The organism is Tessaracoccus zhenghani (assembly GCF_054552775.1).
Map to the genome: position 1 here is coordinate 2,320,957 of NZ_CM137275.1, position 19,697 is coordinate 2,340,653.

At 68.9% G+C, this 19,697-nt stretch carries 10 protein-coding genes and 1 pseudogene; 7 read left to right on the top strand and 4 right to left on the bottom strand.

Annotation, left to right across the window (positions count from 1 at the left end):
* Nucleotides 1-5: 5 nt before the first annotated feature.
* Complete coding sequence (locus tag ACX1DX_RS10985; protein WP_459396641.1) at nucleotides 6-950, bottom strand: 1-phosphofructokinase family hexose kinase; 945 nt, start codon at nucleotides 948-950, stop codon at nucleotides 6-8.
* Between the two features lie 106 nt (nucleotides 951-1,056).
* Between ACX1DX_RS10985 and ACX1DX_RS10990 the strand changes: the two genes are divergently transcribed.
* Entirely contained in the window at nucleotides 1,057-2,868 is a 1,812-nt protein-coding gene (locus ACX1DX_RS10990) for an ABC transporter ATP-binding protein (protein WP_459396642.1), read from the top strand.
* A gap of 21 nt (nucleotides 2,869-2,889) precedes the next feature.
* Here the strand turns inward: ACX1DX_RS10990 and ACX1DX_RS10995 are convergent, their stop codons facing one another.
* Nucleotides 2,890-3,576: a Crp/Fnr family transcriptional regulator gene (locus tag ACX1DX_RS10995; protein WP_459396643.1), complete on the bottom strand. Its 687-nt coding sequence runs from the start codon at nucleotides 3,574-3,576 to the stop codon at nucleotides 2,890-2,892.
* 119 nt (nucleotides 3,577-3,695) lie between these two features.
* Between ACX1DX_RS10995 and ACX1DX_RS11000 the strand changes: the two genes are divergently transcribed.
* The 5 genes from ACX1DX_RS11000 (at nucleotide 3,696) to ACX1DX_RS11020 (ending at nucleotide 9,989) form a co-directional block, all read left to right on the top strand.
* Nucleotides 3,696-3,929, top strand: coding sequence for a heavy-metal-associated domain-containing protein (locus tag ACX1DX_RS11000; protein ID WP_459396644.1), 234 nt, complete (start codon nucleotides 3,696-3,698; stop codon nucleotides 3,927-3,929).
* A gap of 14 nt (nucleotides 3,930-3,943) precedes the next feature.
* Complete coding sequence (locus ACX1DX_RS11005) at nucleotides 3,944-5,860, top strand: heavy metal translocating P-type ATPase (RefSeq protein ID WP_459396645.1); 1,917 nt, start codon at nucleotides 3,944-3,946, stop codon at nucleotides 5,858-5,860.
* A 111-nt stretch (nucleotides 5,861-5,971) separates the two neighbouring features.
* The gene (locus tag ACX1DX_RS11010) at nucleotides 5,972-6,595 is read left to right on the top strand and encodes a hypothetical protein (protein WP_459396646.1); all 624 of its coding nucleotides are present in this window, start codon (nucleotides 5,972-5,974) and stop codon (nucleotides 6,593-6,595) included.
* Nucleotides 6,596-6,714: 119 nt separating this feature from the next.
* Complete coding sequence (locus tag ACX1DX_RS11015; protein WP_459398212.1) at nucleotides 6,715-8,691, top strand: MDR family MFS transporter; 1,977 nt, start codon at nucleotides 6,715-6,717, stop codon at nucleotides 8,689-8,691.
* 329 nt (nucleotides 8,692-9,020) lie between these two features.
* Nucleotides 9,021-9,989 carry an IS30 family transposase gene (locus ACX1DX_RS11020; protein ID WP_386086559.1) on the top strand — a complete coding sequence of 323 codons (969 nt, stop codon included), beginning with the start codon at nucleotides 9,021-9,023 and terminating at the stop codon, nucleotides 9,987-9,989.
* Nucleotides 9,990-10,014: 25 nt separating this feature from the next.
* Here ACX1DX_RS11020 and ACX1DX_RS11025 read toward each other — a convergent pair whose 3' ends face one another.
* The gene (locus tag ACX1DX_RS11025; RefSeq protein ID WP_459396647.1) at nucleotides 10,015-11,085 is read right to left on the bottom strand and encodes an FAD-dependent oxidoreductase; all 1,071 of its coding nucleotides are present in this window, start codon (nucleotides 11,083-11,085) and stop codon (nucleotides 10,015-10,017) included.
* Between the two features lie 108 nt (nucleotides 11,086-11,193).
* On the bottom strand, nucleotides 11,194-16,719 hold the full coding sequence (locus tag ACX1DX_RS11030; RefSeq protein ID WP_459396648.1) for an ATP-binding protein: 5,526 nt from the start codon (nucleotides 16,717-16,719) through the stop codon (nucleotides 11,194-11,196).
* Between the two features lie 671 nt (nucleotides 16,720-17,390).
* Here ACX1DX_RS11030 and ACX1DX_RS11035 point away from each other — a divergent pair.
* A pseudogene (locus tag ACX1DX_RS11035) lies at nucleotides 17,391-19,574 on the top strand (nitric-oxide reductase large subunit); the annotation flags it as partial.
* Nucleotides 19,575-19,697 lie beyond the last annotated feature (123 nt).

Below are 19,697 nucleotides of genomic sequence, written 5' to 3' on the forward strand. Positions count from 1 at the left end.
CCGTCTCATGGTAGACGGGCCGCGGGAAGATTGAGTTGCGCGCGCTCCCGGAGGGCGGATCCGGCGCGGCCATCGACGTGCGCGGCGGCGGCCGCCAGGGCGTGCCGCAGCCACCGCCTCGGCTCATCCGAGGCGAGCCGGCCCCAGGCGAGGCCGGCCACGAAGGAGTCGCCTGCCATCACGGACTGGATGGGTCGCTCGACGGGCAGTGAGCCGTACTCCGCGGCTCCGTGCGGGTCCTGGACATAGGCCACACCGCGCGCGCCCAGCGACACCATCGGTAACCGAACCCCCGCGCGGCGGAGGACCTCCAGCGCGACGGCGACCCGATCCTCCTGCGGTGCGGCCGCGACCTCCGGGATGGCCAGGATCTCGTCGTCGTTGGGCTTGAAGGCCAGCACGCCTGGCACGTCGAGAGCGGCGACGAGGGCGTCCTTCTGCGCATCGACCACCACCTCCGCGCCGCGTTCCAGCACCGCGCGTGCCACGTCGGCCCACGTCGTGGCGGGCAGGCCGGTGGGGGTGGATCCGTTGAGGGTGACGATGTCGCCCGGCTGCACATCCGCCAGCAGGGCGTCGGCGAGGGGGCGGACGTCTGCCGGTCCGGAGAGGGTGAAGCCCTGCGCGACGAAGTGTGCCGCCACCTTCTCGCCCGCGGCGTCGATGAGGGTGAGGTTGTGCCTGGTCGCGCCCGGCACGGTGACGAGCCGGTGCGCGATTCCCTCCGCCGTGAGCCGGCCCGAGTAGTCCTTCTCATCATCGGTCCCGACGAGGGCGTAGGCGACCGTGGGCACGCCCAACGCGACGGCGGCCCGGGCGCAGCTGATGCCCTTCCCGGAGCAGACGCTGCTGAAGGCGTGCATCGGGGCGACGCCGCCCCAGACGGGGTCGCCGACGGTGAAGTAGTCGTCGTAGCCCGTGTTGAGGGTGACAGTGCGCAGAGTCCGCATGCCCACAACCTACTCACGGCAGGACATTGGCGTCGCAGGATTGCCTGCGTCGCCTGTCAGGCCGGCGCTGGGGCAGGGCAGCTGTCCGTCGTCGTAGAGTTCAGCTGTGCGCAGCATCATTCGGATCATGGCTACGGCCAGGGAATTGTGGCCCCTCTACGTCAGCATCGTCCTGGGGGCCATCCTGGTGTCGGCCACCGCGCTGCTCACGCCGTTCGTGATCGGCCGGGCCACCGACACCGTCGTCAGCATCGCCTCGGGCGACGGCGGTAACTGGACGGACCTCATCTGGTACGCCGTCGTGCTGCTGGTGATCGCGCTGGCCAACTCGCTGCTGACCAACATCGCCGGCTACTTCGGCGACCAGATGTCGGTGAAGCTGCGCGCCATCCTGTCGGGTCGCTACTTCCACAAGCTCCTGCGCCTGCCGCAGCGCTACTACGACAACGAACTGACCGGCAAGATCGTCAGCCGGCTGAACCGGTCCATCACCTCGATCACCGACTTCCTACAGACCTTCGCCAACAGCTTCTTCCCCACCGTCGTCACGTTGCTCGCGGTGCTGGTCATCACGGCGTTCTACTCGCCGTGGCTCTCGCTGCTGCTGATCATCATCTACCCGACGTTCGTGTGGCTGACCGCCATCACGTCGCGCCGGTGGATGGTGTGGGAGAAGCAGAAGAACGACCACTACGACATCGCCGGCGGCCGCTTCGCCGAGGTCATCGGCCAGATGCGCGTGGTCAAGTCCTTCGTCGCCGAGAAGCGCGAGCTCAAGGGGTTCAACGAGCACTACGACAACACGCTCACCCTCACGAGGTCCCAGTCGGCGTTCTGGCACCGGATGGACTTCTGGCGCCGGGCGGCGCTCGACCTGGTGTTCTTCGGCGTCTACGCCATCATCTTCGTGCAGGCGGCGCGCGGCGACTACACCGTGGGCGCGATGGTGCTGCTCATCCAGCTCACCGCCATGGCCCGCCAGCCCGTCACCTCCATGAGCTACTGGGTGGACCTCACCCAGCGCGCCGTGGTCGGGAGCGAGGAGTACTTCAACGTGATGGCGGAGATCGATGAGCCCAACAACGCGCTGGAGGCGGAACCCACCGCGGAGGTGAAGTGGACCGACGAGGACCCGGTCATCGCGTTCGACGACGTCGACTTCGGCTACGACGACGGTGACGGCGGCAGCGACAACCTGGTGCTGCGCGGCATCGACCTGGCCGTCAACCGCGGGGAACGCGTGGCCTTCGTCGGCGAATCCGGCGGCGGCAAGACCACGCTGGTCAACCTCATCATGAAGCTGTACCCGGCCACCCGGGGCGAGATCCGGGTGCATGGCCAGTCCGTCCGCGACGTGCCGACGGTGGCGCTGCGCAAGGCGATCGGCGTGGTCTTCCAGGACGCGAACCTGTTCAGCGGCACCATCCGCGAGAACATGGAGTACGGCCGCCCCGGAGCCACCGACCAGGAACTCACCGTCGCGGCGCAGCGGGCCAACGCGCTGGATTTCATCTCCCGCCTGCCCAACGGTTTCGACACCGAGATCGGCGAGCGGGGCATCAAGCTGTCCGGCGGCCAGAAGCAGCGGCTGTCCGTGGCGCGGGCGCTGCTGAAGGACGCCCCCATCCTGATCCTCGACGAGGCCACCAGCTCGCTCGACACCAAGGCCGAGCGGGCCGTCCAGGCCGGGCTCGAGCAACTCATGGTGGGCAGGACCACGCTGATCATCGCGCACCGCCTCTCCACCATCGCGTCGGTGGACCGCATCGTGACGCTCCGCGAGGGCCGCATCGACGAGGTGGGCTCTCCCGCCGAGTTGGCGCGCTCCGGAGGCATCTACGCAGAGCTCCTCGCGCTGCAGGGCTCGGAGAGCAAGGCGGACAAGGCACGCCTGCTCGCGTATGAGATCACGCAGTAAAACGCACCGGCGACTTCTGACTCAGCCCGTGGCGCCGGACCTGTCCAGCAGCGCGTCGATGTCGCGGATCACGATGCCCCGGCGGCCGTGGAGGCCGAGCACACCGTCGTCGACGAGCTTGCGCAACTGACGGCTGAGCGTCTCCGGAGTGGTACCCAGGTGCGAGGCCACGTCCTTCTTGGCCATCGGCAGTTCCACCTCTGCCCCCTCCGGAGTGGAGGTGGAGGGCAGATCCAGCAGGTAGCTGGCCAGGCGCGCGCCGACGTCGGTGCCGCTCATGGCGGCGAGCATGCGCTCGGCGTTGGCCAGCCGCTCTGACTGGACCTGCAACATCCGCACGGCGATGCCGGGATAGCGGGCCACCAGGGCGGCGAGGTCGTCGTTGTCGAAGGTGCACATCGACGCCTCGGTGTCGGCGTAGGCGTAGTGGGTGGGGCGACGGCCCAGGACGAAGGCGTCCTCCCCGAGCACGTCCCCCACGCTGAGCACCCGCACGACGTGTTCGCGGCCGCCCTCCGACAGGTGCACCACCCGGACCCGGCCGGAATGCACCACGAAGAGGCGGCGGCTGCGGTCCCCGGCGGCCACCACCTGGTCGCCGGCGTCGAAGTGCAGCGGTCGGGCGAACCCCGCCACCTCCAGCTGCTGGGTGTGGTCGAGGCCCTTGAAGATCGGCACGAGGGAAACGCAGGTATCGCCGGTTGACATGGCTCAAGTATGCACCTGCTCGGTCCGTTCCTGCTTGACGTAGGTCAAGGACTCGGTGGCGGTTCCGGCGTAGCTTCGACTCATCGGCAACAACGCCGGAATGAATAGAAGGAACCGACATGACCACGCAGACCACCACCCGCACCATCCTCCGCGCCGAGGGCTTCAGCTGCCCCTCCTGCGTCGCCAAGATCGAGAAGGCCGTCGGCCAGCTCCCCGGCGTCGCCCTCGTGAAGGTCCACTTCGCCTCCTCGCGGATCGAGGTCGACCACGACGTCGAGGCCACCAGCGTCGACGACCTGGTCGCCGCCGTCGCCAAGGTTGGCTACACCGCCCGTCCGTCGGCTTTCTGAGGGGTTAGGTAGCCATGCATGCCCGTCTTCATCGCTGGGCGATCCCCGCCGTTTCCGGCGCCCTGATCGTCGTGGCACTGGTCCTCGGCCAGGTCGCTCCGTCCGTCGGCGAGTACTTCATGCTCGCCGCGGCGGTGGTGGCCGGCGCCCCCGTCGTCAAGAAGGCCTGGCTCGCCCTGCGGGTCAAGGTCATCGGCATCGACCTGCTGGTGGCCGTCGCGGCCATCGGCGCGATCGCCATCGCCAACTACTGGGAGGCCGCAGCCGTCACGTTCCTCTTCGCGTTGGGTCACGCCCTCGAGAACGCCACCCTCGCCAAGACCCGCTCCGCGCTGGCCGAACTCGTCGCGCTGGCACCCACCACCGCCACGGTGATCCGCGACGGCGAGCAGGTCGAGGTGCCCGCCCATACCGTCGAAGTCGGTGAAACGGTCATCGTCAAGAACGGTGGGCGGGTACCCGTCGACGCCGACGTGGTCAGCGGCCAGGCCGCCGTCGACGAGGCCGCCATCACCGGCGAGTCCATCCCGGTCGAGAAGTCGGCCGGCTCAGAGGTGTACGCCGGCACCATCGTCGCCGACGGCTTCCTCACCCTCAGCGCCACCGGCGTGGGCGCCGACACCACCCTGGCCCGCATCGTCCACCGCGTCGAGGAGGCCCAGGACGCCAAGGCCCGCACCCAGCAGTTCATGGAGCGGTTCTCCAAGTGGTACACCCCCGGCATCATCGCGCTGGCCGTCGTCGTGGGGCTCCTCACGATGGACCTCGAACTGGCGCTCACCCTGCTCGTCATCGGCTGCCCCGGCGCGCTGGTGATCTCCGTGCCCGTCGCCCTCGTGGCCGGCATCGGCCGCGCGGCCCGCGACGGCATCCTCATCAAGGGTGGCGAGTTCCTCGAGACCGCGGCCAAGATCGACGTGGTGGCGCTGGACAAGACCGGCACCATCACCCGCGGCGAGCCGCGGCTCACCGACATCATGAGCCGGACTCTTGGCGACGATGAGGTCCTCCGGTGGGCCGCCCAGGCCGAGGCGGGCTCCGAGCATCCCCTCGCCGTGCCCGTCCTCGACGAGGCCCGCGAGCGCGGGATCACCGTCCCTGCCGTCCCGGAGCACGTCCGCTCCGTGCCCGGCCACGGCGTGGTCGCGATGGTGCAGGGCCGCGAGGTCGCCGTCGGCAACCTGGCGCTCATGGAGGAGATCGGCGCGGAGTTGAGCTTCGCCCGGTCTGTCGTCGAGGAGTTGTCGTCAGCTGGCCAGACGCCGCTGGTCGTCGCTCTGGACGGCAACGTGATCGGGGCGCTCGGGGTCGCCGACACCGTCCGCGAGGAGGCCGCCGAACTCGTCGCCTCCCTGCACGCCGCCGGCGTCAAGCGCGTCCTGATGCTCACCGGCGACAACCAGCGGGTCGCTGATTCCGTCGCCGCCCAGGTGGGGATCGACGACGCCCGCGCGTCGCTGCTGCCCGAGGACAAGCTGGAGGTCATCCGCCAGCTCCAGGCCGAGGGCCACACCGTGGCCATGGTGGGCGACGGCGTCAACGACGCCCCCGCGCTCGCGCTGGCCGACGTCGGCATCGCGATGGGCGCCGCCGGCTCGCCGGTGGCCGTGGAGACCGCCGACATCGCGCTGATGACGAGCCGCCTCAGCCGCATCCCGGACGCGATCTCGCTGGCCAAGCGCACGGCCGGGGTCATGCGGGCCAACATCGTCATCGCCCTGATCACGGTGGGCACCCTGCTGGCCGGCGTCCTGTTCGGTGGTGTCACCATGGCGATCGGCATGCTCGTCCACGAGGCGTCCGTGCTGGTGGTCATCATCAATGCGATGCGCCTCCTGCGCCGCAGGAGCAGCGCCTCGCAGCCCCGGCTGCGCTCCCGGGTGGGCGACCGGCAGCTCGCCACGGAGCGGAAGCCTGAGCTGGTTCGCTGAGGCTTCCTGTCGAACCTGTGCGGCGTCCTGCCGCACAGGTTCGATCTGCTTCTCCCCGAGCGGCCCACGCGTCGATAGCATCGATCGGCAACAGAGCTGAAGGGGATCCGCATGCCGTGGTTGGAGATCGTCGGGTGGCTGGGCTCCATCCTGGTGGTGTGGTCGCTGACGCTCGGGCGGGTGCTGCGGTTCCGCTGGATGAACCTCACCGGGTCCGTCATCGCGGCCGTCTACAACGGGATCATCGAGGTGTGGCCGTTCATGGCGATGAACGCCGTCATCGTGCTGATCAACATCTACTGGCTCAGCCGCCTCTACCGCGAGCGGCACGACGCCGCCGTCTACGAGGTGGTCCCGGTCAGCCCGAACGACGCGTACCTGGCGCGGGTGCTCAGCGTGCACGCCGACGACATCGCGGCCACCCACACGGGCTTCCGGCCCGAACTCCTCAACCGGGGGGACCGCCACGCCTGGTTGGTGGTGCGCGGCGACGAGACGGTCGGGGTCACCGTGGTGCGTGACGCCGGCAACGGTGAGGGCATCGTCGAACTGGACTGGGTCAGCCCCCGCTTCCGCGACTTCACCCCCGGCGAGTTCGTGCACCGTCGCTCCGGCATCTTCGAGGAACTCGGCCTGGAACGGGTGGTGGTGGAGCGACCGGAGAAGCACCTGACGGAGTACCTCAGCCGGGTGGGCTTCGCTCCCGAGGGCGACCGCTGGGTGCGCGACGTGTGACACCGTTGCGCCACGCAACGATTTCGGACTGGAGTGGGCCGGGCGTACATTGGGCGGTTGTGACCAAACAGCCAACCCCCTTTGAATTCGCGACCATCCGGTGGGCATATTTCGGTCTCGTGGTCGGCATGTTCAGCGCCTCGATCTCGCAGACGATCGTCGGCCCCGCCATCCCGCGCATCGTCGCAGACCTCGGCGGCCTCGCCTGGTATTCGTGGCTCTCCACGATCGTGATGCTGGTCAGCGCCGTGGTCACCCCCATCTCGGGCAAGCTGTCCGACATCTTCGGCCGCCGTCGCTTCTACATCATCGGTCTGCTGCTGTTCATGCTTGGCTCCGTGCTCTCCGGCATGGCGTTCAGCTTCTGGTTCCTCATCGTCGCCCGCACCGTCCAGGGCATCGGCATGGGCATCCTCATGCCGCTGTCGCAGACCATCCTCGGCGTGCTGATCCCGCCGCGGCAACGCGGCAAGTACCAGGGCTACATGGGTGCGGTCATGGGCGCGTCGCAGGTGGCCGGCCCGCTGCTGGGCGGCTGGATCACCGACGTGTCGAGCTGGCGGTGGCTGTTCTACATCTCGATGCCCGTGGGCCTGCTCGCGCTGCTGATCATCCTGCGGCACCTGCACATCCCCGAGGAATCGGTGCGCGGGAAGATCGACCACGCGGGCATCTCCACCATGACCATCGGTGTGTCGGCGGCGCTGCTGGGCATCAGCCTGGGCGGGCAGAACGGCTGGGGGGAGCCGCAGGTCATCGTGCTGCTGTTGGTGGGTGTCGTCTTCAGCGTCGCGTTCGTCTGGGTGGAGCACCGGGCCGAGGAGCCCATCGTGCCGATGCACCTGTTCCGCAACAAGATCTTCACGTTCTCCACGGTGGGCGCGTTCTTCATGAACATGGCCATGATGGCGGTGCTGATCTACGTCCCGGTCTACGCCCAGGGCGTGCTGGAGGTCTCCGCCACGGAATCGGGGCTCATCCTGATCCCGATGAACGTGGTGCTGTTCGCCATGGGCATCGTCGTGGGCCAGCTCACCAGCCGCACCGGTCGCTACAAGGAGTTCGCCGTCTCCGGCGCCGTGGTGCAGGTGATCGGCGCGCTGTTGATGTTGCGGCTTGGCGAGGATTCCAGCCGTCTGGAACTGGTGGCCTCCACCGCGGTGCTGGGCTTCGGCTACGGCATGGCGTTCCAGATCTACGTGCTCGCGGTGCAGAACGCGGTGCAGCGGCGCGACCTGGGGGTGGCCACCTCCGCCCTCCAGTTCTTCCGCAACATCGGCAACACGCTGGGCACTGCCATCGCCGGCACCATCATGACCACGCACCTCATGAGCGGCATCGAGGAGCGCCTGACCCCCGAGTTGGAGGCGCGGGTGCCCACTGGCGGCCTCAACCCCAACGCGGTGCTGCATCCCGTTGACGTGCTCTACCTGCCTGAACCGCTGGCCGACCTCCTCCGCTCATCGCTGGGCGACGCCATGCAGGCGGTGTTCCTCATCCTGCCCGTGCTCACGCTGCTGTCGCTGGTGGGAACGATGTTCATCAAGGCCGTCCCCTTGCGTGACACGCTCGCCCAGCCGGAGGAGCGCGGACGCGAACTGCTCGACGCCACCGCCATGTCGGCACCGGACCAGGAGCGCGTGCGGCTCACGCCTGAGGACTCCCACGCCCGGAGCAAGGAGCGCATCCTGGGCGCCCACCTCGTGCTGCTCGCGGAACAGGTGCGCGACGACAACCCCATCCTCCGCGACGCCGTGGCCGAGTTCGGCGGCGGCGACCTGGGCAGGGGCCTGCAGATGCTGCGCTCCACCGGCACGATGCTGCTGACCGAGGACCCGGACCTGATCGACGAGCACGAGGCGTTCGCCGTCGAGATGTCGAAGCGTGGCCGCAGGGAGCGGATGCTGAGCGAGCAGATGACGGCGCGCCTCGACGCGGTGGCCGAGTTGGTGGCCCACCGGCCGACGGGGGACGTGACGCGCCCGCGGATCGACACCGCCGAGGGCATCGACGGCGCCGGGTTGCGTCGGGCCGTGATGATGCTCGACAGCGCGCTGGTGGCGGATATCGCCACCCGCCGCTGGGACCGACCGTGAGCAATTGGATGGGGTCACGGCGCGACACGCCGCGCGAGTTCAGGGGGTGAGTGCAACAGATCTGAAGGGGATGTGTTGTGTCGGTCGCGGAGAAGCGTGGGGTTGCCCTTGCCGGGTTGGCTGAGGGGCTCAGTGCGCGAGAAGTCGCACGGGGGTTGGGTATCTCGCCTGGGATGGTGTGGAGGTGGGCCAAACTCGAGGGTGTGAAGTTGCAGCATGGGCGGCTCGGGGGTGTGCCCGAGCTGCGGCCGCGGGCGGCGCGGGAGCCGCGTCGGGTGCCCGAGGGGGACTGGGTCGATTGCAATGGCAGGCTGACTCAGGCGGGTCGGATGGTGATCGCGATCCGGCTGAGCGAGGGACGTGGTGACACGTGGATCGCTGCCGAGTTGGGGGTGGCCCGTTCGACGGTGTGGCGGGAGCGTCAACGCGGATCCGTTGAGGGTAAGTACCGGTGGCGTCCCGCGCAGACACGTGCCGACCAGGCCCGGAAACGGCCGAAGCCTGGGAAACTGGCCCCTGGTAGCGCGGTGCGTGCTGAGGTGGTCGAGCGGTTGAAGCGGCGTGATTCTCCCGAGCAGATCTCGGGCCGGTTGAAACTCGAATTCCCTGACCGGGAGGACATGTGGGTGAGTCACGAGACGATCTACCAGGCGCTCTACATCCAGACCGCCGGGTCACTGCGTCACGAATTGACGGTTGACAAGGCGTTACGTCAGGGCCGCAGCAAACGTCGACCGAGATCGAAGCTGCCTGCTAAACCCCGGGGCTGGATCGGGGAGGACGCGGTCCTGGCGAAACGTCCCGAGGAGGCTGACGACAAGCGGGTGCCAGGCCACTGGGAAGGTGACCTGATCATCGGGTCGGATCTACGCTCCGCGCTGGTCACCCTCGATGAGCGTCACACGAAGTACACGATGATGCGGCGGGTCTGTGTCCATGACACCTTCACCGTCACCGACATCCTCACGATCATGGCCCGAGAGTTACCCGCTTCGCTGTGGCGCTCGTTGACCTGGGACCAGGGCGTAGAGATGGCCGCCCATCACCGATTCACCGACGAGACCTCCTGCAAGGTGTACTTCTGTGATCCCCACTCCCCGTGGCAGCGTCCCACCAACGAAAACAGCAACGGACTCAAGCGTCAGTACTTCCCCAAGGGCACCGACTTCACCCGTGTCACCGACGCAGAAGTCGCCGCGGCCGAGTACGAACTCAACACCCGCCCCCGGAAGGGCTTGGATTACGAGACCCCTGCTGAGAAACTGGCCAAACTAGTTGGTGTTGCACCCACCGATTGAATCCGCCCCGGGAAATGCGGCCTGATCAGGCGGCGACCCCATCCAATTGCTCACGGATGGTCAGCGCGGCGACCCGCCCCGCCCGGGTGGCGCCGATCGTCGAGGCCGAAGGGCCGTAACCCACGAAGTGGATCCGGCCGTCGACGGCCGACGTGGTGAAGGTGTGCGGATCCCGTGGCGCGAGCAGTTCGATGCCGCCCTCCGGGGAGCGCAGCCGCATCGGCGCCAGGTGGCCGATGCTGGGCCGGAAGCCCGTGGCCCACAGCAGGACGTCGGCCGGCTGGAACGATCCGTCGGCGAAGCGCACGCCGTCGGGCTCGATGCGGGTGAACATGGGCCGACGGGCGGCGTAGACGCCCAGGTCGGCCGCCTTCTGCTCCTGAGGACGCAACATCAGGCCCGTCACGCTGACCACTGACTCCGGCGGCAGACCCCGCTTGACGCGCTCCTCGACGAGCGCGACGGCCTCGCGCCCGGCGTCGGGATCGAACTCGGTGCTGCGCCACACGGGCGGCCGGCGGGTGACCCAGGTGAGGTCCGCCCGCCCCGCGAGCTCGCCGAGGAACTGCACGGCCGAGGCGCCGCCGCCGACGACGACCACCTTCTTGCCCGCCAGCGCGGCCGGCCCGGGGTAGTGGGCGGTGTGGAACTGCTCGCCGCGGAAGGTGTCGGCACCGGGGTAGTACGGGATGAACGGCGTGTCCCAGGTGCCGGTGGCGTTGATCAGGGACCCGGCACGCCAGGTGCCGCGGGTGGTGTGGACCAGCAGGTCGCGGGTGCCGGGGTCCGACTCCACGCGGCTGACGCGCACCGGCCGCTGGACGGGCAGGTTGAAGCGCCGCTCGTAGTCAGCGAAGTATTCGGGCACCTCGACGTTGGCCCGGGCCGCGCTGTCCCAGGCCGGCACGTCGGTGCCCGGGAGGTCTGCAACGCCGTGCACGTCGAGCATGGTGAGCGAGTCCCAACGGTGCTGCCAGGCGCCTCCGGGTGCCGGGTTGGCGTCGAGGACGACGAAGTCGATGCCGAGGCGTTGCAGGTGGTGGGCCGCGGACAGCCCTGCCTGTCCGGCCCCGATCACGACGGTGTCGACGTTCATGTCAGGTACAACCATACTTGAACATTCAATATTCCGCGTCGGGGTGCGGGTCAAGGCAGAGTGAAGTCAAGGCAGAGTGAAGTTGTGCAGGAAGTCCGCTGCACAACTTCACTCTGCCTGAGCCTGGGCCTCGATGACCTCGAGGATCGCCGGGCGCAGCTCTGCGGGCGTGATCACGCGGTCCACGGAGCCCACCTCGACGGCCCGGTGGATGGAGTGCACACCGTCGAACTCGGCCGCGATCTCGGAGATCTTCTCGGCCCGCACCGCGGCCCGGGCGTCGGCGAGTTCCAGCTGCAGCGGGGCCCGGTCCTGCGGCGCCGCCTCCTGCAGGCGGTTCTCGAGCTCCCGGACCCGGGCGTCGGCCGCCGTGCGCTTCGCGACGTCGCCCGCGAAGACGACCGCCGCGGCAGGTGCGCCGCCCAGCACCGAGGCGTAGGAGCCCTCGATGGCCAGCACGGTCATGTTCTCGTTGAGTTGCTTGGAGAACACGACGAACGCGCCGCCGTGGTAGCGCGAGATCACCACGAAGACGATGGGTCCGTCGAAGTTGACGATGGCCCGGCCGATCTCCGCGCCGTACTCGAGCTGCAGGTTGCGCATCGACTCCGGCGAGCCGTCGAAGCCGGACAGGTTCGCCAGCACCACGAGCGGACGGTTGCCCGACGCGGCGTTGATGGCGCGGGCCGCCTTCTTCGACGAGCGCGGGAACAGCGTGCCGGCGGTGAAGGTGTCCGGGCCGTCGGTGGGCGGGAAGCCCGCGCGCAGGACCGGCTTGGACTCGATGCCCAGCACGCTCACCGAATGGCCGCCGATCCGGGCGTCCACCACGACGGCGGTCTCGGCGTCGGCCATCCCGGCCCAGCGCTCGACCCGCGGGTGGTCCTGGTCGCACACGGCGGCGATGACCGAGCGGATGTCGAACGGCTTCTTCCTGTCCGGGTTGTGCTCGCGGGAGAAGATCTGGCCCACCGTCGCGAAATCGGAGCCGTCGCACTGGTGGGGGAAGTCCGAGATGTCGCGGCTGCCCGGGTCTGAGGTTTCGGCCCGACGCGGCCCCGTCTCGCCGGGGGCGACGTAGGTGTGGTCGTAGTGCGACATCAGGATGCCCATGGCGGCGCCCAGGTTCGGCGCCCAGTACTGGGCCTGGCCGTTGGGGCCCATCACGCGGTCGTAGCCGCCGATGCCGAAGTTGTCCTCCGCGGAGACGCCGCCGGAGAAGTCCAGCGACTGCTTGCCGGTGAGCACCATCGCCGAATCCGGCGTCATGACGAGGATGCCCTTGGTGTGCATCAGCATGGTGGCCTCAGCGTTCCAGTACGGTTGGGCGCCCACGTTGATCCCGGCGACCACGACGTTGATCTCGCCGCCCGCCTGCGTGAACTCCACGATCCGGCGCAGCGCGGCGGCCACCCAGTCCATGTTCTCGGTGCCCGACTCCATGGAGATGCGGGCGCCGGAAGACAGCGTGAACCACTCGACGGGGACGCCCATCTCCTCGGCCAGGTTGATGGCGGCGATGATGCGTGCGCACTCGGGCTCGGCGACTGCGCCCAGACCCTTCGTCGGGTCGCCGGACAGCACGATGCGGGTCATGCCCTCCGGGTGCAGCGCGGTGAGGGTGGTGACGCGGGCGCAGATGATGCCGGCCTTGTTGCGGCCGGGCTCGCGGTCCACCTCCACCAGCCGACCGTCGGCGTCCAGGTCCAGCTCGACGAGGGAGCCGCCCTCGCCGGCCAGGCTGGCCGACAGTTCGTACGGGTACACCAGCCCGCGACGGCGTGCGCGGAGCACCTTGCCCGCGTAGTCGTCGAGGGGCTTGAGCGGCTCGGACGGCGGTGCCGTCACCGAGGTCGTGACCCCGGAGCCGGGCTTGGCGTGAAAGCGGACGGCCAGGGGCTGCAGCTCCTCGGCGCCCTCACCGTCGCGGGTCAGGAAGCGGGCGTGGCAGAGCACCTCTTCGATGCCGGCGCCGTCGGACAGCGGGGTGATGCGGTCCTGCAGGGGCTTGATGTCGTTGACGGTGAGGTCGACGGGCGGCCACACGTAGACCCACACGTGGTTCATGTCGAGCTTCGACCCGGCCGAGCCCCGTGCGGAGCGGGTGCGGCGGATCGCCTCGAGGCAGTTGGAGACCGCCCGCTCGGCGTGCGGCAGGCCGATGAGCCGGCCGGCGTCGTCGCGAACCACGCCGAGCTGGCGCACCTGGGCGATGGCCACCAGGCGGCGGTCGTCCGGGTTGGACTTGGCCACCGCTTCGTAGAGCAGCACATCCGCAGGGGCGGGGAGCCGCGTCGTGTCGAACTCGCGGAGGCGCCACAGGTCGAGGCGGCGGCCGGTCATGGGGTGGAGGGCGCGGACGTTGGTGTTCTCGCGGAGGGTGCGCACGCCGTCGATGTCGTCGAAGGTGAATGCGCGGTACTCGACGGTGCCGTCGGCCAGGCAGACGCCCACCGCCACACGCTGGGTGGCCGGATCCCAGGCCCAGGTGTTGAGGAGCTCGGCCAGCTCGACGCCGATGCCCTCTTCGTCGGGGGTCTCCGGCCAGGCGACGTAGAGCTCGGCCACAGCGTCGTAGCCTTCGGGGCGGGCCGCGAACTGCTCGTTGACCAGGCGCTCCAGGGCGCCGTCGGTCAGTTCGTCACGGGTGCCGACGGTGGTGACGAAGCGGCGGGGGCGCCCTTCGAGCAGGTAGTCGGCGATGACGACGGAGCGTCCGTCGACGGCGAAGCGGCGGATGTTGCTGAGGTCGTAGTCCGCGTAGTACTTCTGCAGTAGCACCTCCAGCATGGGTTCGTGGGCGGGCACGCCCTGCGCGAGCCTGGTGGCGAGGTAGTTCGCCGTCCACTCGTGCACGCCGGCGAGCTTGGCGACGCGCTCCTCGTAGTCGACGGCCTCAGGGTTGGCGACGAGCGCCTCCAGCTCGGCGCCGAAGCCGGCCAGGACGGAGGCCCGCTCAGCGTCGACCTGCGGTTGGTCGAACCAGCGGAACCTGACCGAGCGGGCCATGTCGCCGATGACGGGGAAGCGCAGCTGGGTGGCGCGCAGGAGGCGCTCGAGGTCGGCGCGGGCGGAGGCCGCCCTGTCGGCGTCGGGCGCGGGCTCGTCGATCCAGCGGTCGAGGATGCCCAACACGATGGGGACGTCGGCGGCCTGACGCTTCTGCGCCAGGAAGACGCGGAACACGGCCTGCTCCAGTGCGGGGAGGCGGTCCAGGGAGTCGACGCCGTAGTGGCTGAGCACGCGGCCGAGGCGATTGATGAACTGGCCGGGGAGGCCGGCGCGCTCCGCGTCGAGGGTGGTGAGGTAGCGGTGGAAGTGTTCGCGGTCCGAGTGGACGCGCAGTTCCGTGTTGTCCTGTTCGCCGACGGGGCGGTTGCGCGACAGCTCGGCGAGGTCGGCGAACAGCGCGATGAGTTCGATCTCGCCGGGGAGGGTGTCGATGCCCTGCGCGCGGGCCTCGTCGCGGGCGGCCAGGTAGGCCTTGAGCGTCTTGGCGGCCGGGTCGACGTCGTAGCCCATGAGGACGGCCGAGAGTTCGGCGCGCAGCTGCGCCAGCCGCGTGGCCGCGTCGACTTCCTGCGCCTCGGGGAGGTCGACGGCGTTGGTCTCGTCGACGGCCACGCCGCCGTTGCCGTTGCCGAGGGGCTCCAGGCGCACCAGCGGCGCCATCGACTCCACCTGCGAGCCGGTCATCACGTGCAGCTCCTTCACCCGGGCCGCGAACGGGGCGGGGATGACGGTCTCCATCTTCATGGACTCGAGCACGACGACAGGGGCGCCGGCCTCCACCTCGCTGCCGACGGACACGGGGGTGGCGACCACCAGGGCCGGGGCGGGGGAGCGGAGCACGCCGCCCTCGTCGCGGGAGACGCGGTGGGTGACGCCGTCGACCTCGATCAGGTGCACGGGGCCGTGCGTGGCCGTCACCAGGCGGAAGCGCTCTCCGTTGACGGTGATGCGGCCGTGTACCTCGTCGAGCTTCTCGACGGCGACATCCGCGGTGTTGCCGTCCACGGTCACGCGGTAGCGGCCGGGGCCGGTGGCGTAGGCGGTCACGGAGTGGACGACGCCGCGCAGCTTCAGGTCGACGGTGAGGCCGGACTTGTGTTGCGTCTGGGGGCGGCCGCCGTGGGCGGTGGTGAGCAGTCGCTCGGTCTCGACGTGGACGTTGTCGTCGTAGCCCTCGATGGCCGCGGCCACCAGCGCGATGCCGGCGTGCTCGTCGGCGACGAGGCCACCCTCGGCGCGCACCCGGTCGATCCAGCCGGTGTCCGCCCACGCGACGGCGGCGGCGCGCCGGCCGGAGGCCTCGGCGCCCGTGACCTCGGGCTGGGCGAGGAGTTCCAGGATGAAGCTCTTGTTGGTGGCGCCACCCTCGATGACGACGGTGGTCTCTGCCATGGCGCGGCGCAGGCGACCCAGCGCTTCGGTGCGGGTGCGGCCGTAGGCGATGATCTTGGCGATCATGGAGTCGAAGTCGGCGGGGATGGAGTCGCCCTCGGCGACGCCGGTGTCGACGCGGATGCCGGGCCCGGCGGGGAGGTCCAGGCGGGTGATGAGGCCGGGCGAGGGCGCGAAGTCGCGGTCAGGGTCCTCGGCGTTGAGGCGGGCCTCCACGGCGTGGCCGAACTCGACGGGCTTGCCTTCGAGCTTGTCGCCGGCGGCGATGCGGATCTGGGCCTTGACCAGGTCGAAGTCGTTGGTCTCCTCGGTGATGGGGTGCTCCACCTGGAGGCGGGTGTTCACCTCGAGGAACGCGAACTGACGCTCGCCCGGGTGGTAGAGGAATTCGACGGTGCCGGCGCCCTTGTACCCCACCGCGAGCGCGAGGCGTTCGGCGGAGGCCTTGATCTCGTCGTTCTGCTCGGGCGTCAGCAGCGGCGAGGCGGACTCCTCGATGACCTTCTGGTTGCGGCGCTGCACCGTGCAGTCGCGCACGCCGACGGCCCAGGCGGTGTCGCCGTCGGAGATGAGCTGCACCTCGACGTGGCGGGCGCCGGTGACGAGCTTCTCGAGGAAGACGACGCCGGAGCCGAAGGCGCGCTGCGCCTCGTCGCGGGTGCGCTGGTAGGCGTCGGCGAGGTCTTCGGCGGAGTCGACGCGACGGATGCCGCGGCCGCCACCGCCGGCGGTCGCCTTGAGCATGAGGGGATAGCCGACGGCGTCTGCGGCGGCCAGCGCGTCGTCGAGGGTGTCGACCCCGCCGCGCGACCACGGCGCCACGGGGACGCCGACCTCTTCGGCGATCAACTTCGAGCCGATCTTGTCGCCGAGTTTGCGCATGGCGTCGCCCGAGGGGCCGATGAACGTGATGCCGAGCGACTCGACGAGGTCCGCGAAGGCGGGGTCCTCGGCGACGAAGCCCCAGCCCACCCACACCGCGTCGGCGCGGGCCTCGGTCAGCACGCGGCCGAGCAGGTCGTGGTTCAGATAGGGGCGCTCCGACGCCGGCCCGAGCGGGTAGGCCTCGTCGGCCTCGCGGGCGAACATCGCCGAGCGCTCCGCGTCGGTGTAGAGCGCGACGGTGACGATGGGCTTCCGGTCCGGATGTTCCGCATTGAGATCGCGCACGGCGTGGATGAGCCGCATGGCGGCCTCTCCACGGTTGACGATGGCGATGCGTCGAAACATTCGAACCTCCTGGCACGACAACAGCCCCCGGTTGGGGGTTGGCGACAATCTGTCAGGTTAACGGCTCGTTTGGAAAACGACATGGCCATCTTGTCAGGGAATTTTCGGGCGCTCCACGCGCAAACCAAATCTCGACGCACAACTTTGTTCGAACCCGACAGCAGCGGCCGATGGGCATGGGGTATGGGGCCACCTCGTGCGGAGGCGTTCGAAGATCCCGCCGCACTTCACCTGGCTCACTCGGCCGCCCCGGGTCGGGCCCGGTAGCTGTCCTTCAGGCGGCCCCGCCCCCTCGGATCGGGGAGGAAACCGGTTGCCCGGCACCTGGCCCACCATGCGCGATGCCAGCGACTCGAGGCTGGACGTGCACGTCTACTTCTGCAACGACGCCCGCGGACACGCTCCCACGACGCCGTGCGACTGCTGAGCAGGCTCACACCTGAACAACCGGGGGACTTTGTCCAAGGTTTCGCCAATAAAGACCCGTTCGTGCCCTAGGCTTCCGACATCATGGCCTCGCGGTCATCCGCATCCCAGACGGAATCCAGGTGGTGGGCAGAGTGAGCCTCGTCAACAACAATCCCGATCTACAGCCGTCGAAAGCTGAACTGGTCATCTCCAAAGGATGGGTCCAGGGCATCGCCCTGGTCTTCGTCTTCGGTTTCTTCGTGATGGGCTTCCTCGCCTACCGCACCTACACCGACGGCATGCCCCTCCCGCAACAGGTGGTGAGCGAGTCAGGGGAGGTGGTGTTCACCGAAGAGGAGATCACCTCCGGTCAACAGATCTTCCTCCGACGGGGGCTCCAGCAGTACGGCTCCATCATGGGCCACGGCGCGTACCTCGGCCCCGACTACACGGCCGAGTACCTGCGCCTCTCCACCGAGCACGTCACCGAACAACTGCGTGACGGCGGCGTGCAGGATCCTTCGGCGGCCACCGTCGAGCACATGCGGGAGAACCGCTACGACGAGAGCACCGGCGTGCTGGTCTTCACTCCCGAGCAGATCAGCGCCTTCGAGATGCTCAAGCAGCACTACGCAGACTTCTTCGGCACCGATTCCACCAAGTACGGCTTGATCCCCTCGGCGATCACGGACCCGGACCAGATCCACGATCTCACCGCCTTCTTCGGCTGGACGGCCTGGGCCAGTTCCGCGGACCGCCCGGGGCACGACTACTCCTACTCGAACAACTGGCCGCCGGAGCCCCGCGTCGACAACCGCCCGACGGCGGACATCCTCGTCTGGTCGGCCATGTCGCTGATCGCACTGCTCGCGGGCCTCGGCGCACTGTTCGCCCTGTACGGCAGGTGGAGCAAGAAGATCGGCTGGCAGTCGAGCGAGACACCCACCTTGTCGTTCCTGCAGCCCGGCAAGGTGGGCATCACGAAGGCCCAGAAGGCCACCGGTTGGTTCTTCTTCGTCGTGTCACTGCTCTTCCTGGCGCAGGCGACACTCGGCGCCGCCGTCGAGCACTACCGCGCGGAGATCGACAGCTTCTTCGGTATCGACCTGGCCCGCATCCTCCCGTTCAACCTCGCCCGCACCTGGCACCTGCAGTTGTCGCTGCTGTGGACGGCCGCCGCCTTCCTGGCCGCCGCCATCTTCCTGGCACCGATCATCTCCGGCCGCGAACCGAAGCGTCAGCACTGGCTGGCCTACGGCCTCCTCGGCGCGCTCACCGTGGTGGTGCTCGGCATGCTGGGTGGCACGGCGATCAGCACGTTCGGCCCCGAATGGGCAGAGGGCTCGATCTTCTTCGACCAGCAGTGGGAGTATCTGGACCTGCCGAGGTTCTGGCAGATCCTGCTGGTGATCGGGCTCTTCATCTGGATCATCATCATCTACCGCGCCATCCGCTCGCGGCTGCGCTCCGAGTCGAAGTTCAACATGCCGTGGCTGTTCTTCTACTCGGGCCTGGCCATCCCGGCCTTCTACGCCGTCGGGCTCCTCGCCACCAACGGCACGCACCTCACCGTCGCCGAATTCTGGCGCTTCTGGGTGGTGCACCTGTGGGTGGAGGACTTCCTCGAGTTGTTCACCACCGTGATGGTTGCCTACATCTTCGTGATGCTGGGTGTGGTGCGGCGCAAGATCGCCATCCAGATCATCTTCCTCGACGTCATCCTCTACTCGCTCGGCGGCGTGATCGGCACCATGCACCACCTGTACTTCTCGGGCACCCCCGTGGAGCACATGGCGCTGGGCGCGTTCTTCTCCGCCCTCGAGGTCATTCCCCTGACGTTCCTGACGGTGGAGGCCTGGGCCTTCCTGCAGTTGGGTTCGAAGCAGGAGTCGCGCAGCAGCGCGCCCTTCCCGCACCGGTGGGCCGTCATGTTCCTGGTGGCCGTGGGCTTCTGGAACTTCGTGGGCGCCGGCGTGTTCGGCTTCCTGATCAACCTGCCGATCGTTTCGTACTACCAGATCGGAACCGCGCTCACGGCCAACCATGCGCACGGCTCGATGATGGGCGTCTACGGCATGCTCGCCGTCGGCATGGCGCTCTTCGCGCTGCGCTACATCATCAAGCCGGAGAAGTGGTCGGACCGGATGGCGAAGATCTCGTTCTGGTGCCTCAACATCGGCCTGGCCTGGATGGTGTTCGCGACGCTGCTGCCGCTGGGCGTGCTGCAGCTGTGGCACTCGGTCAACGAGGGCTACTACGAGGCCCGGACGCTGGGCTACATCGCCGAGCCCGGCAACGTCATCCTCGAATGGCTGCGCATGCCCGGTGACGTGGTGTTCCTCGTCGGCGGCATCCTGCCGTTCGTGTGGCTCGCCTGGTGCGGTATCCGCCACGCGATCCCCGCCACCGTCACCGTCATGGAGCCCGAGACGCTCTTCGTCATCGAGCACGACGAGGCCAAGGAGGACCGCACCGGTCTGCCGGTTCAGGCCGGCGTCGTCGCCGACGAGCTGCCGCCCAGCCGCAGTCGCTACGCCTCGGACAGGCGGGTTCCTCCCGAGAATGAGGAC